Here is a 13829-nt window from a genome sequence, read left to right as displayed (position 1 = left end):
TCTTAACTTTATACTCAATTATGGAAGTGTCGCACGTGAGACACTTTTAGTCTAACAAAAGTAAGGAAAATTGCAAATGAAAAAATTTAAATTTATTTTACCCATTCTATTGATTGCCAATATACTTTGTATGATGGATGTATCAATCATGACCATTGTTATTCCAGAGATACAAAGCGCTTTTAACGAGAGCCTTTCAGATCTTTCTTGGACAGTTAACGTTTACACAATTGTCTTTGCTGCACTCATTATTCCTTTTGGTCGACTCGCTGAACAGCTTGGACGAAATCGGCTCGTTTTTATTGGTCTAATGACATTCGGTTTAGGTTCTCTCATAACTGGTCTGTCACCCAATTTAACTGTCATGCTAATTGCGCGTGGTATACAAAGTATTGGTGCTGCAATTATTATACCTACCAGTATGGTTATTGGTCTTGAACAAGGTGGCGACCAAAATCGCAACAAAGTGATTGCTGCGTTGGCCGGTGCACAAGGTCTCGCTGTAGCTGTTGGTCCAACTGTTGGTGGCTTTATTTCCCAGTATGGCAATTGGCGATGGGTGTTTTATATCAATATCCCATTCATTTTGATATTGTTACTCGTCTACCCATTTGTTTTGAATATCAAACACGAATCTCGACGTATTGTGAAAATTGACTGGATTGGTACTGTTCTTAGCTGTGTTTCTTTGACAACTTTATCATTGGGATTGATTAAGGGTAATGACTGGGGTTGGTCTTCTATTACTACCCTAGCATCCCTCACTATTGCTATAACAGCATTTGTACTATTCTTATTACAAGAAAACCACACTGCATTTCCAATGATTAATTTGAAATTATTTAAACGTAATGATTTTAAGGCAGCCAGTTTAGCATTACTATTAAGCAATTACTTTATGGGTGGCATGGTTATTCTAATACCAACAATGTTAACAAAAGTTCAGGGTGAATCCGAACTGCATGCTGCATTATTAATTACACCCTATTCGATTGCCGTCATGATAACCGTTATTCTCACGTCAATGATCGTTAAAAAAATAAGTAATCAATTATTAATTGGTAGTGGTTTTATCATCATTGCTGTTAGTTACTATCTCATGTCGCATTTAAACTTACAAAATAATTATAATACACTCATCACGGCTGCTATTTTACTAGGCATCGGCTATGGATTAGTTGCCGCAACGGCAAATATTCTAGTTGCTGCCGATTTCCATGGTAGTCAGCTAACTGATGCTAATAGTGTGGCTAATATTTTACGACAAGTTGGCTTAATTATAGCTATTGCGCTATTTACATCTGTTCTCACCAACAATATGAAAACGGCAAAACAATCAACGTTAATATACGCACACGAAGAAATCAATAAAACTCGTTTAGCTACCCCACTAAAGCACAAGTTTACTAAAAAAATTAATGATAAATTAGATACCAACAGTTCAAGTACAACCAATGCTAATCAAACCATTAACCTGAATACTAATCCCTCAAAAATAGAAAGTGTCGCATTGCAGTCTGTTTACCAAAAGCAATTACGCCATGTTGCCAACCAATCACACCTCACTGTTGCGCAACTCCCTACACCTCTGAAAGAAAATATTAAAAATAATGTCACCAAAGTTGCGCTCCCTAAAATCAGACAACAAGAACAAATTAATGAAAAAACGGTTCAACAAACCATTACTAGCATTAAAGGGCACTTAAAAACACAATCTAGGCAAGCTTTTATGTCTGTCTACCAAACAATGAGTATCATTCCAGTATTCTCATTACTACTATTACTTCTCCTTAAGAAACATAAAAAAATTTCAGATTGATTAAATAAAGGCACCATTAAAGTTTATTCACTTTAATGGTGCCTTTATTTAAACTTCAAATCGCATTATTAATCAACTCAACTAAATTTCGTGGGTTTTCCGTACCCAATACTAAACGACTATATTTATCATCCTTCAGTTGTATCACAATAGGCGTACTGGATTGCTTAACATTAAAAAATGTTATTTCACTATCTTTATGAAATGATCCCGCCCAATATCCTGGCATAGCTGTCCCCGGCATTTTCAGTCCCTTCCTGTCGTTTAAAATACCAGTATCTATTGATGCCCCAACTATATGGTCAAGTGGCACAATTATTTCATCTTTTACTGCTGCTAATTTTGTAACCCCTTGCGGCACAACAATTAATTGACCATCTTGAATTTCAACTTTATTTTCCATGATTATCTTCTCCTTCAAAAATACCACTATGTGCTAACAATTGATGCCCTAACTCTGATGCTATATCTTCATGGGAATTTGTGTCATACCAATCTTTTACAATCTTTCTGACTGCCTCACTTCTTGAGGTTAATTCCAACATGGCAACCAATAAGAGCTGCCAAACGATGTCGTCATCAGCATGTTGTTGTAAACTATTCTCTAATGACGCAATAAACATGCCTTGTTTACTACCAAATGCACTGTACAAACTACCACGTAACAAGCCGGTTGCTTGAACTAAATCATCTAATGATGTCCCTTCATAGCCATGCATAATGAATACTTGTACCATCTTATCGATAATGTCATTTTGATTAAAATTTCTTTTTCTTCCCATAAATAAATTATATCATTTATTGACCAATCAGTCAAAAATATATTTGATGACGAAAAAAAATAATTACCTCTTGATTTTTCATTTCAAAACACTGTATACTAGAGATAGTTTAGAATCATTATAAACTAAGAAAGAGGAAAGTTATGCCAACTAATTTTATTGATACAGAAGTAACAGATTTTAAAGTGAATGCTTATCACGCAGGTGAACTCACAGAAGTGACCAAGCAAGATACATTAGGTAAGTGGGGTGTCTATTTCTTCTACCCTGCTGATTTTTCATTCGTATGTCCAACAGAACTCGGTGATTTAGCAGATCACTACGCTGCCTTCACTAATATTAACGCTGAAATTTACTCTGTATCAGAAGACAGTGAATTTGTACACAAAGCTTGGGCTGAAGCAACAGATACAATTGCTAAAGTTAAGTACCCTATGCTAGCCGATCCTGCTGGTAAACTAGCACGCTTCTTCAATGTTTTAGATGAAGATGCTGGATTGGCTTACCGCGCAGTATTTATTGTTGATCCTGAAGGTAAAATTCAGTCATACACAATCAATAATATGGGTATTGGTCGTAACGCTGAAGAAATTCTACGTACCTTAGAAGCTGCACAGTTCGTGGCCGAACATGGTGATCGCGTTTGCCCTGCTAACTGGCATCCAGGTGAAGACACAATTGCACCAAGTCTTGACTTAGTTGGTAAATTATAATTAAGGAGCCATGATGACAGAACCCCACATTTATGACACAATCATCATTGGTGGTGGTCCAGCTGGATTATCAGCAGGCATTTACGCTGGTCGTGCAACAATGGATACACTGATCATTGAAGGCGACCAAATTGGCGGCCAAGTAACAACAACCTCAACCGTCGCTAACTACCCCGCTGTCGAAACGATAGACGGTACAACGCTTGTTAATAAGATGAAACAACAGGCCACAGATTTTGGCGTCAAATTCACTTTTGATACCGTAGTTGATTATAATTTTGATCCCAAAGATATTAAAACGGTAACTGGTAAAACAACGACGTACCATGCACGTAGCATCATTATTGCTACTGGTGCCAAACCACATGAAATCGGATTCAAAGGTGAACAGGATTTTCGTGGTCGTGGTGTTGCCTACTGTTCAACGTGTGATGGTGAACTTTTCAGTGGTTTAGAAGTCTTTGTCATTGGTGGCGGCTATGCTGCTGCTGAAGAAGCTGATTATCTCACACGTTTTGCACGTCATGTCACAGTAGTTATGCGTTCTGATGATTTCACCTGCCCACCATTAACCGCTGACCGCGCACGTTTAAATCCAAATATTACTATCTGGCCAAATAGCGAGGTAAAATCAGTTACTGGACAAAATTATCTGACCGATGCTACTTTTATTAATAATAAAACACATGAAGAAACAAGCTATCATGTGACTAAAGATGATAATACGTTTGGTATGTTTATCTATGTTGGTACTGATCCACAAACTGAATTATTCAAAAACACCATCATACTAGATGATGACCAATATATTATCACAGACCAGCAAGGGCAAACCAATATTCCAGGTGTGTTCGCAGCTGGAGATGTGATCTCTAAACCATTACGTCAAATTGTAACTGCTGCTGCCGATGGTGCTAGTGCCGCAACAAGCGCTGAAATTTACGTTTCTGCGCAAAAGCATCGCCTGCATGTACCTATTACCCGGTCAACAGCTACTAAAAAAACCGAATCAAAACCAACATCTGGTCCTTCAAGCACAATATCTGACCATGATACCCAGCTACCAATGCATAAAGGTCAATGGTTTACCAATGAATTGGTACAACAACTACAACCAATTTTTGACAAACTGAATCATGATATTATTTTGCATCAATTGACTGACGCTTCAGAAAAAAGTCATGAATTGTCTTCATTTTTAACAGAATTTAGCCAATTGAGTCCGCACATGACACTGCAAATAGAAGCTGCTACAGATGAAATGTTAGACAAATGGCATGTGACACACCTCCCTAATTTCAGCTTAGTGTCGACTGACGGCCAACCAACTGGTATTAAATTTAGTGGTATTCCCACAGGTCATGAATTGAATTCATTGGTACTAGCTGTTTATAATATGGCTGGTCCAGGACAGACAATTGATACACAACTTATTGAACGTATTAAGCATTTGCCAAAAACACAAATTGAAATTGGCATATCATTGACTTGCCATTTCTGTCCAGACGTTGTGGCTGCTTGCCAGCACATTGCTGCAATTAACCCCAACGTGTCAGCAGAAATGATTGATTTACAACTGTTCCCAGAGTTACGTGAAGCCCATCATATTATGAGTGTACCAGCTATGCTGATTAATCAAAATGAAAATGTTATTTTTGGTAGTCAATCTTTGGAAGAAATTGTTACTGCTATTGAAACTGCTGGTTGATTAATCCGTAATCGTGTGATTATGAGATATTTCCAAAAGGCGGATGTTGATTAACTTATTGTTAGTCAACATCCGCCTTTCAGTTTTTTATTTTATACTTGGTCAATAAATTTTAAGACGATCTGATTAAATTCATTGGCCCCTTCAATATGTGGCATATGTCCAACGTCTGCAATCACATAACTTTCCCCGTACTGTGTTAACTCTGCTGATAACTGCGCATGTTCAGCGGACCATAATGGTGACTTATCACCCGCAACAAAAAGATGCGGTACATGCTCTCGTCTGACAACATCACGCCAATCTTGGACTATGCTATCTATGAGTAATGGTTCATTGTAAACAAAATCAAACGGTCGGTAGTTTTTACCAATTTGACGTTTAATATCAATAGGGATATCAACCTGAATTAATTTCGTTTGTGGTAATTGCTTTGCTACTGTGACAAGCGTACTGATATCAGCATCGAGCAATCCAAATGGCCAATTGCTATCACGTAACATTTTTGGCACCTGATCTTCGGTAATGACTGCACGTAGATTGTCATCCCCATACAACGAAATATAAGCCCAAATTGTACTAGCTCCCATAGAATGCCCCAACAAAATCGGTTGATTTAAATGCAAAAAACTTATTAATTCGGCTAAATCTTGCCCGTGCCGTGAAATACGCATACCATACGCAACCGAGGCACTCTCACCATGATTTCGCCGATCGTAAGTAATGACTTGCATACCAGCTGAAACAAGTGCCTTAATTTGTGATGACCAAGTTGCCTGATTACCTGAGTAACCTGCAATCAACACTATTGGTTGCCCTTCACCATAAATATGATAATCCAATGCAACACCGTCATTTGTTTTAAATTTTGCCATTTTAACCCACTACTATCTTAAACAAGCCAGCACAATCGTGCTGGCTTGTTTATTTTATATTATTATTAGATATGAATTGGCAAGCCATCGGCTAATTCTGCCGTATCCATAATTGCTTCTCCTAAAGTAGGATGTGGATGAATCGTTAGTGAAATATCAGTTGTCGTTAACCCATTTTCAATTGCCAACGACAATTCGGAAATCAAATCAGAAGCACTTGGTCCGACAATTTGAGCACCTAACAAAGCACGCGTACTTTTGTCACTAATTAGTCGAATAAAACCAACCGTATCATTCATTGAAATGGCACGACCATTAGCCGCAAACGGGAACTTTGCTATGTTCACATCTAAATTAGCGGCTTTTGCCGTTTCAGGTGTTTCACCTGTCGTTGCTAGCTCAAAGTGCGTATAGGCAACAGCCGGTAGTGAATAATGCAAATCACGAGCTTGTTTATCACCAGAAATCGCTGCTGCTGCAATTTTCCCTTGAAAACTAGCCTTATGAGCTAATTGCGGTCCAGCAGTAATATCACCTACAGCGTAGATATGTGGCACACTAGTTTGCATATTATTGGCAATCTCAATTAACCCATGATCTGTTAATTTTACATCAGTATTATTCAAACCAAGATTATCCGTATTAGCATGTCGACCAACAGCAACTAAGAGATAATCACCAGTAACTGTTTGTGATTCACCAGCCACTTCGTAAGTTAACGTCACACTATCATCTGTTTGCACTGCGGATTTAGCGGTAGCAGAAGTAATTATCTCACCACCCTGTTTCTTAAAATCATCCAAAACAGGTTTTGTCATTTCTTTATCAAAGCCATTAAGTGTGTGATCCAATCCTTCAACAATGGTAACTTGAGTACCAAGATTGGCATATACCCCACCTAATTCAGAACCAATAACACCGCCACCAACAATAATTAATTTTTTAGGGATTTCTTGCAGTGACAGGGCACCAGTTGAGTCAATAATGCGACCACTAAATACGAAACCAGGAATTTCTATCGGCCGAGATCCTGTGGCAATAATCGCATTATTGAATTGAAATAATTCATGCCCATCTTCTTGGACAACATTAATTGTTTCATTATCATTAAAAGTTGCTTCCCCTTTGATAATTTCAACCTGATGCTTTTTAAGCAACATTTCAACACCTGAAGTTAACGCATGGACAACTGTATTCTGTTTCCAGTCTTGTGTCTTAGACCAATCCAATGATGTCTCTGTCGTCTTTAATCCAAATGGCGTATCAGAAATTGCTTCACGATAATGGTGACCGACATTAATTAATGCTTTTGATGGTATGCACCCAATATTTAAGCAAACACCACCAATATTATCACGTTCAACCAAGGTCACTTTTTGGCCTAATTCTGCTGCACGAATAGCAGCTACATAGCCACCAGGTCCAGATCCAATGATTACTGTATCAATATCTCGTGCTTGTGCACCAACAACCATAATTAAACCTCCATCAACATATATGCTGGGTCAGCTAGCAACTGCTTTAAGTAATTCAGTGCTGTTTGTCCTAACATGCCATCAATCAAACGATGATCATAGCTTAGCGATAACTTCATATTTTGACCTACCGCAATTTCACCATTGTCATCAACAATAGGTTCTTTTACAATAGAACCTAGTCCTAAAATAGCCGCTTCATTCGTATTAATAATTGGTGTAAACCAAATACCACGTGCCGAACCTAAGTTAGAAATTGTAATGGTACCACCTTGCATCTGTTTTGGAGAAATCGAACCATCTCGTACTGCCTCAGCTAATGTCACAACCTCTTTGGCAATTGTTATAATAGATTTTTGATCAGCATGCTTAATTACTGGTACATACAAACCTGCTGGCGAATCCACAGCGATACCCATGTTCACATCTTCATGATAAACAATTTCGTGGCTTTCCATGTCAACACTGGCATTTAACTCTGGGAATTTCTTAGCAGTTGCTGCTAATGCTTTAATGGCATAAGCTAGATAAGTCAATCGAATACCATCTTCTTTGGCCTGTGCCTTAAATGTATTACGATGTGCTACTAATTTGCTAACTTCAACTGTATCAAAGTTTGTAACTGCAGGAACAGTCGTATTTTGTGTTCCCATTGCTTTAGCAATAGCGCGACGAGTTGGGGTCATTGGTTGACGACCTTCACGTACTGTTTCCGGTATTTCCACAGCAATTTTAGTTTCTTCAGACGCGACTTCTGGTGCAATACTTACTGGTGCTTCAGACTCCGCATGATTAAACGTTTCAACATCGGAAAGCGTGACGTGACCATGGCGCCCTGTTGCTGGTACCTGAGTTAAGTCAATTCCTTTCTCAAAGGCTAAGTGACGTACCGAAGGCATCGCTAGCACGTGCCCATTAGCAGTTTTGACACTTTCAGTTGCCACAGGTTGTGTTTTTTCACTTGTTTGTGATGTCTGTGTATCTTCTACTGGCGCTGTTTCAGGTGATACAGACACTGTATCAGAGCTGACATTTTCAGCAGTTTCCGTTGCATCACTACCATCCCCATCAAATTCAATCAATGGATCGCCTACCGTGACCGTCGTGCCAGGTTCAACAAATAACTTGGTTACTGTTCCCGCATAAGGTGATAAGATTTCTTGAATCAATTTATCATTTTGAACTTCAGCGACAGAATCATCCATTGCAACTTGATCACCGACTTTGACTAACCATGACGTGATATCGCCTTCAGCCATACCTTCGCCTATATCAGGCATTTTAAAAATTTCAGTCATAATTAACAACCTCCAATGCTTTGGCCACAATGTCATCAGCTTTAATCATCCAATCATTTTCTGCTTGTCCAAAAGGATATACAGAATCTGGTGCTGCAACACGACCAATTGGTGCTTTCAAACTTAGTATAAAGCGTTCTGAGATTTCAGCCATCACATTTGCCCCAATACCTGCCATTCGTTGTGCCTCTTGGACAACAACAACACGACCAGTCTTTTGAATGGTTTGACCAATAGCTTCAATATCCAATGGTGATACTGTCCGTAAATCAAGAACCTCAGCTTCAATATCTTGTTTGGCTAGTTCATCAGCGGCTTTGACAGCTACCGGCACACCGCCACCGTAAGAAATGATTGATAAATCTTTACCTTCCCGTACAATTGCGGCTGTATCTAGAGGCGTTGTGTAATATCCTTCAGGAACTTCTCCCTTAACTGAACGATACAAATGCAAATTCTCCAAGAATACCACAGGATCATTGGATTCAATTGAGCTGAGTAATAGTCCTTTCGCATCAGCTGGATTAGCGGGCATCACAACACGAATCCCTGGTACTTGGGCTACAATGCCTTCAAGATTGTCAGCATGCATTTCAGGCGTCTTAGTACCACCACCATAAGGAGAACGTACCACGATTGGGAAGTTACGTGTGTTGTTAAAACGAAAACGATTACGTGCCATTTGCCCAGCAATTGAATCCATCACTTCAAATAGGAAACCAAAAAACTGAATTTCCATAATTGGACGATAGTTTTGTGTTGTCAAACCAATAGCTAACCCACCAATACCTGATTCAGCTAAAGGTGTATTGAACACCCTATCTTCACCATGTTTTGCTTGTAACCCATCAGTTGCACGGAATACACCACCGTTCTCACCAACATCTTCACCAAAAATAAGAACATCTTTGTCTTTTTCTAATGCCAAGTCCATCGCTTCACGGATGGCATCAATATAGCTCTTCACAGCCATGTTATTTTCCCTCGCTTTCAAACTTAGCAATTTGTTCTTTCATTGCATACCCAGGTACTTCAAGCGTATTCTTAATGAAATTAGAAATTTTCTGTTTATCAACTTTATCAGCAATTTTGATTTGCTCATCAATTAATGTATTGACTTCAGAAATGTAAGCATTTTCTTTATCTTCATCCCAAATACTTTTTTCTGTCATAAACTGACGCATACGAATGAGTGGTTCTTTCTTCCACCATGCATCAATATCTTCTTGCTTACGATAACGTAATGGGTCATCACCAGCTGTTGAATGTGCTTCTAACCGGTTAGTTAAGGTTTCAATCAGCACCGGTCCGTTCCCACTAACTGCCCAAGCACGTGCTTCTTTAGCGACAAGATAAACCGCAAGAGGATCATTACCATCTACCACAACGCTAGGTACACCAGCTGCCCAACCTTTTGCAGCTAAATGTGGCGCTGCTGTTTGTAACGCTCTCGGTGTTGAGATAGCATAGCCATTATTTTGTACAAAAAATACAGCATTAGCTTTATAGGCACCAGCAAAATTGATTGCCTCGTAAAAGTCACCTTGCGAACTACCACCCTCACCAGTATAAGCATAAGCAACAGCATCCTTTTGCCGTTTCTTTAGTCCCAAAGCAATACCAGTAGCTTCAACATATTGTGCACCAATAATAATTTGTGGCATCCAAGAATTAACAGGTTCACCTTCTTCGGTTGTAAATTCATTTCCTAAGGCGTGACCTCTTGACCATAAGATAGCTTTCCAAATCGGCCACCCCTTGGCAACAATCTGAGGAATATCACGGTACCCAGGCATTAACCAATCATCATGATTGAAAGCATAAGACGATGCCATTTGTGATGCTTCTTGCCCTGCTGTTGGTGCAAAGAATCCAAATCGCCCTTGTTTGGCTAGTTTTGTGGATCGAATATTTAATTGACGACTTAATAGCATACGTTTCATAATATTGATCAAATCATCATCTGACAAATCGGCTCTCTTCAATGCCTCCTCATCAACAATATCTCCATTATTATTTAAAATACTTAGAACCGGAAACATATCATTTTGTGCTTTTAATTGCTTGGTAAAATCGAGAATTGTTTCATTATTTACAGTTATATCAGCCATTAGTTTTTACCTCATCCTTCTGGAAAAATGTTTCTAATAATTCGCTCGTCGTAATGCTACCAAAATATTGACCATCTTTATTATCTTCTAGAACTCTAGTAATCACCTCACGTTTAAACGGTATACCAATTAGATCGGATTTCATTTCACGCCAATCACGCACACCAAGAAAATCACCTGTGAAATTAATATCTGTGATGAACCCATTATCCACATCAATTTGAACATTAATGCTACCGCCATTATACTTAGCGTGATTGTTGTACATGAAATTGGGACTTTTACCATAATTCCAAGCCCACTGTGAGAACTTTTCATCGCGTAGTTTTAAAATGTCTGCTTTTTGCTCAGGCGTTAATTCAAATTCGCCATCTCGCCCTTCATCAGTTAAGTAATACATTAATTTGTTAATAAACTCATCAATCGTTAAATTTGCCGGTGCGTAGTCCTTAATATTACCAACACGAGCACGCACGGACTTAGCCGCTTTTGAAATAAATTTCTCATCCGCAACATTTAAAGAACGAACCATCGCATCAACATCAATATCCCAAAGCAAGGTGCCATGATGCATGAGATAACCACCTGCATAACGTTGGGCATTTCCAGACACTTTTTTTCCGGCAATTTCTAAATCATTTCGGCCAGAGATTTCAACATTTATTCCAACAGACTTCAAAGCATCGGCCATTGGTTGAACGAATTGATGAAAGTCAACAGTTGCGCTGCTAGCCACTGGAACAAAGAATGTAAAGCAAATATTACCTAAATCGTGGTAAACAGCTCCCCCACCTGACACACGACGAACAACTTGAACATCATGTGAATCTATATAATCAGAATTCACCTCTGCAAATGTATTTTGATTTTCACCAATAATAACAGCACGTTTGTTCTGCCACAATGAAAAGACAGGTTGTTCTGGTTTTAAATTTTTTAACAACCAGGCATCCATAGCGATATTCGTATAGGCATCCTGGTTAAAATACTTAATATATTGCATACTGTTCTCCTTCTGCAAGCGCTTACATTACACTATTAATTATACGCTTGTTTTCTGAAAATAACAGCCTCTCATATATACTTCAAATATAATTAATAACAGTATAAATTGATTTTAGTTTATTGTAATAAAAAAACTGAAGTCGAAATATTCAACTTCAGTTTAAGACACTTATTTTGTTGTTTTTCCTTGGTATTGATTATAGCCACCACGTAAAATAAAAATTTTATTTTTATCATATCCCTGTTTTTTGAGGGACTTGCTAGCACGAGTGACCTCTTTTAAACGGTCATCATACAAAAAAATGTCGCGATCTTTACGCAAACCAGATTTTCCTTGAGTGAAATTAACTGATGGAATACTTCTAGCACCCATAATGTGTGACCGCTTGTATGCTGATAATTCACGAACATCAACAATTTGGCCGTTTTCTTCAGTTATGCGTTTCGCAAACTCATCTGCTTTAACCAAATTACCTGTTTTTTTGGCAGTTAAAAAAATCCACAACCAACTACCACCAGCAAACAAAATCCACAATACAATAACTAATATCACACTAACCAATAAATTCATACAATACCTCTTCTAATAAATTGAACTCTTATATTATAACAAAAAAAACGCTTGATTTGCGCTTTTAAAATATATCTTTAATTTGTTGTAAAGCATCACTACTCATGACCTTCTCAGCATGCTCATATAATACATCACTTTGAATTGTGCTTTCTTTAGCAAACTCTATTGCTAAAGCCTTCTGTATTGATATTACATCTGAAGTAACTCCAGCTGGAAATTTCAACGTAAGATAGAAAACATTGTCATAGCGATATAAATTTGATAAAATTTCACTGTCTGAAATGACATACGCTACGGAAATAGCTGACTCAAATTCTGGTAGTTCCAAAGTGATAATAGTAGCCGCAGCAGATGAATTTGCCGTTTGAACATTCTCTGCTACTTTTTTATTCTCATCCGAATTTTTTAGTTCTGTACGTCGTTCTTCAGATAATTCATCAACTTTATCAGACTTATTTTTGGCATAAGCCATCAAATTATTGATGACATCGCCGACTTCATTATCATCGTCCAGTTTAGAAATAAAGAGTTCTAAACCATTACGATTGGGCAAAATTTGAAAAGTAATTTGATCATCCTCTTCGAAGTCATGCTCAGTATCAACTTCCGAAAGAATATTGTAGAAAAAAGATTCGATTCTATCGTGATTTTCTAACAATTCCATTACCGAAACACCACGCTCTTTAAGATCAGCATTTTCAATCATAACACGAATTGTATTGTCATTAATGCGTTCCATTTCCATAATATAACCCCACCTTTCTTTCACATTACAAAATAAGTATATGTAAGTGATATAGAAAACTTGAATTCTTTTAATTTTCCTCGATCACCAAATTTTTTGTTTGTTCCCGAAAATCTGATCTCATAGTAGCTAAAACTAATTCACGTTGGCGAACCTCTCGAGGCAAAAATTGTCGAATGTCATCATCATTATAACCAACTTGAATTCGACTATCATCCATCATAATTGGTCGCTTTAATAAAGATGGATGTTGTACTACTAAATCAATAAATTCATTAGTAGAAACAGTATTAAAATCTAAATTCAACTGTGAAAAAGCTTTTGATCTTTTTGATATTATTTCTTCTGTACCATCTTCCGTAAGACGCAGTATTGCCTTTACTTCATCAGCACTTAATTTATCTTTTTTTACATTACGTTCTACATATGCAATGTTGTGACTTTCTAACCACTGTCGAGCTTTGCGACAAGAAGTGCAACTTGGTGATAAAAACAATGTAACAACCATACTCGCGCTACCCTCCTTAAACTAGAAACTGAATACTCCAATTATAACAAATTTCTAGGGAAAAGTATATAAAGCTCATAGTACAGCAAAAAAGAATGTTATTTAAAACATTCTAAATTAAACCTATGTACGGCACCGCATCTTCCTATCCTCGCAGCCAGCGATCCGGCAACTACTTTCGGCGTGATAGAGCTTAACTTCTGTGTTCGGGATGGG

14 protein-coding genes are annotated in these 13829 nt (G+C 37.9%); 3 read left to right on the top strand and 11 right to left on the bottom strand.

The features are described from left to right. Window positions 1-76: 76 nt before the first annotated feature. On the top strand, window positions 77-1819 hold the full coding sequence (locus HNQ98_RS00070) for an MFS transporter (protein WP_135197664.1): 1743 nt from the start codon (window positions 77-79) through the stop codon (window positions 1817-1819). Between the two features lie 55 nt (window positions 1820-1874). Here the strand turns inward: HNQ98_RS00070 and HNQ98_RS00065 are convergent, their stop codons facing one another. Together HNQ98_RS00065 and HNQ98_RS00060 are read right to left on the bottom strand one after the other, a co-directional pair. Then, window positions 1875-2222, bottom strand: a complete 348-nt coding sequence (locus tag HNQ98_RS00065; protein WP_135197665.1) for a hypothetical protein — start codon at window positions 2220-2222, stop codon at window positions 1875-1877. Next, window positions 2212-2601: a TetR/AcrR family transcriptional regulator gene (locus HNQ98_RS00060; RefSeq protein WP_135197666.1), complete on the bottom strand. Its 390-nt coding sequence runs from the start codon at window positions 2599-2601 to the stop codon at window positions 2212-2214. Before HNQ98_RS00060 ends, HNQ98_RS00065 begins: the two co-directional genes overlap by 11 nt. A 143-nt stretch (window positions 2602-2744) precedes the next feature. Between HNQ98_RS00060 and HNQ98_RS00055 the strand changes: the two genes are divergently transcribed. Together HNQ98_RS00055 and HNQ98_RS00050 are read left to right on the top strand one after the other, a co-directional pair. Beyond that, complete coding sequence (locus tag HNQ98_RS00055) at window positions 2745-3314, top strand: redoxin domain-containing protein (RefSeq protein WP_019040392.1); 570 nt, start codon at window positions 2745-2747, stop codon at window positions 3312-3314. Between the two features lie 13 nt (window positions 3315-3327). Beyond that, window positions 3328-5022: an FAD-dependent oxidoreductase gene (locus HNQ98_RS00050; protein ID WP_135197667.1), complete on the top strand. Its 1695-nt coding sequence runs from the start codon at window positions 3328-3330 to the stop codon at window positions 5020-5022. Between the two features lie 92 nt (window positions 5023-5114). Here the strand turns inward: HNQ98_RS00050 and HNQ98_RS00045 are convergent, their stop codons facing one another. The 9 genes from HNQ98_RS00045 to spx all read right to left on the bottom strand — a co-directional run bounded on the left by HNQ98_RS00045 (window position 5115) and on the right by spx (window position 13613). Beyond that, a complete protein-coding gene (locus tag HNQ98_RS00045; RefSeq protein ID WP_135197668.1) occupies window positions 5115-5897 on the bottom strand; it encodes an alpha/beta fold hydrolase in 783 nt (260 codons plus the stop codon). A 65-nt stretch (window positions 5898-5962) separates the two neighbouring features. Beyond that, window positions 5963-7372, bottom strand: a complete 1410-nt coding sequence (gene lpdA / locus HNQ98_RS00040; RefSeq protein ID WP_135197669.1) for a dihydrolipoyl dehydrogenase — start codon at window positions 7370-7372, stop codon at window positions 5963-5965. Between the two features lie 2 nt (window positions 7373-7374). Beyond that, the gene (locus tag HNQ98_RS00035; RefSeq protein ID WP_135197670.1) at window positions 7375-8670 is read right to left on the bottom strand and encodes a dihydrolipoamide acetyltransferase family protein; all 1296 of its coding nucleotides are present in this window, start codon (window positions 8668-8670) and stop codon (window positions 7375-7377) included. Then, window positions 8663-9643: an alpha-ketoacid dehydrogenase subunit beta gene (locus HNQ98_RS00030; protein ID WP_135197671.1), complete on the bottom strand. Its 981-nt coding sequence runs from the start codon at window positions 9641-9643 to the stop codon at window positions 8663-8665. The genes HNQ98_RS00035 and HNQ98_RS00030 overlap by 8 nt, the downstream gene beginning before the upstream one ends. A gap of 1 nt (window position 9644) precedes the next feature. Beyond that, window positions 9645-10781 carry a thiamine pyrophosphate-dependent dehydrogenase E1 component subunit alpha gene (locus tag HNQ98_RS00025; protein ID WP_135197672.1) on the bottom strand — a complete coding sequence of 379 codons (1137 nt, stop codon included), beginning with the start codon at window positions 10779-10781 and terminating at the stop codon, window positions 9645-9647. After that, complete coding sequence (lplA, locus tag HNQ98_RS00020) at window positions 10774-11784, bottom strand: lipoate--protein ligase (protein ID WP_135197673.1); 1011 nt, start codon at window positions 11782-11784, stop codon at window positions 10774-10776. The genes HNQ98_RS00025 and lplA overlap by 8 nt, the downstream gene beginning before the upstream one ends. Window positions 11785-11955: 171 nt before the next feature. After that, complete coding sequence (locus tag HNQ98_RS00015) at window positions 11956-12357, bottom strand: rhodanese-like domain-containing protein (RefSeq protein WP_135197674.1); 402 nt, start codon at window positions 12355-12357, stop codon at window positions 11956-11958. Between the two features lie 64 nt (window positions 12358-12421). After that, the gene (locus HNQ98_RS00010; RefSeq protein WP_019041076.1) at window positions 12422-13105 is read right to left on the bottom strand and encodes an adaptor protein MecA; all 684 of its coding nucleotides are present in this window, start codon (window positions 13103-13105) and stop codon (window positions 12422-12424) included. Between the two features lie 70 nt (window positions 13106-13175). Continuing rightward, window positions 13176-13613: a transcriptional regulator Spx gene (gene spx / locus HNQ98_RS00005; protein ID WP_135197675.1), complete on the bottom strand. Its 438-nt coding sequence runs from the start codon at window positions 13611-13613 to the stop codon at window positions 13176-13178. Window positions 13614-13829: the final 216 nt, after the last annotated feature.

This window comes from Leuconostoc carnosum (genome assembly GCF_014207505.1).
Lineage (GTDB): Bacteria > Bacillota > Bacilli > Lactobacillales > Lactobacillaceae > Leuconostoc > Leuconostoc carnosum.
This window is presented reverse-complemented; position numbering and strand designations above follow the sequence as displayed.

Bases quoted from the DNA above. Each gene is read 5' to 3' on its own strand.
- HNQ98_RS00045 (WP_135197668.1), bottom strand. From the start codon at position 5,897: ATGGCAAAATTTAAAACAAATGACGGTGTTGCATTGGATTATCATATT.
- HNQ98_RS00015 (WP_135197674.1), bottom strand. From the start codon at position 12,357: ATGAATTTATTGGTTAGTGTGATATTAGTTATTGTATTGTGGATTTTG.
- HNQ98_RS00050 (WP_135197667.1), top strand. From the start codon at position 3,328: ATGACAGAACCCCACATTTATGACACAATCATCATTGGTGGTGGTCCA.
- HNQ98_RS00035 (WP_135197670.1), bottom strand. From the start codon at position 8,670: ATGACTGAAATTTTTAAAATGCCTGATATAGGCGAAGGTATGGCTGAA.
- HNQ98_RS00065 (WP_135197665.1), bottom strand. From the start codon at position 2,222: ATGGAAAATAAAGTTGAAATTCAAGATGGTCAATTAATTGTTGTGCCG.
- lpdA (WP_135197669.1), bottom strand. From the start codon at position 7,372: ATGGTTGTTGGTGCACAAGCACGAGATATTGATACAGTAATCATTGGA.
- HNQ98_RS00070 (WP_135197664.1), top strand. From the start codon at position 77: ATGAAAAAATTTAAATTTATTTTACCCATTCTATTGATTGCCAATATA.
- HNQ98_RS00060 (WP_135197666.1), bottom strand. From the start codon at position 2,601: ATGGGAAGAAAAAGAAATTTTAATCAAAATGACATTATCGATAAGATG.
- HNQ98_RS00055 (WP_019040392.1), top strand. From the start codon at position 2,745: ATGCCAACTAATTTTATTGATACAGAAGTAACAGATTTTAAAGTGAAT.
- HNQ98_RS00030 (WP_135197671.1), bottom strand. From the start codon at position 9,643: ATGGCTGTGAAGAGCTATATTGATGCCATCCGTGAAGCGATGGACTTG.
- HNQ98_RS00025 (WP_135197672.1), bottom strand. From the start codon at position 10,781: ATGGCTGATATAACTGTAAATAATGAAACAATTCTCGATTTTACCAAG.
- HNQ98_RS00010 (WP_019041076.1), bottom strand. From the start codon at position 13,105: ATGGAAATGGAACGCATTAATGACAATACAATTCGTGTTATGATTGAA.
- lplA (WP_135197673.1), bottom strand. From the start codon at position 11,784: ATGCAATATATTAAGTATTTTAACCAGGATGCCTATACGAATATCGCT.
- spx (WP_135197675.1), bottom strand. From the start codon at position 13,613: ATGGTTGTTACATTGTTTTTATCACCAAGTTGCACTTCTTGTCGCAAA.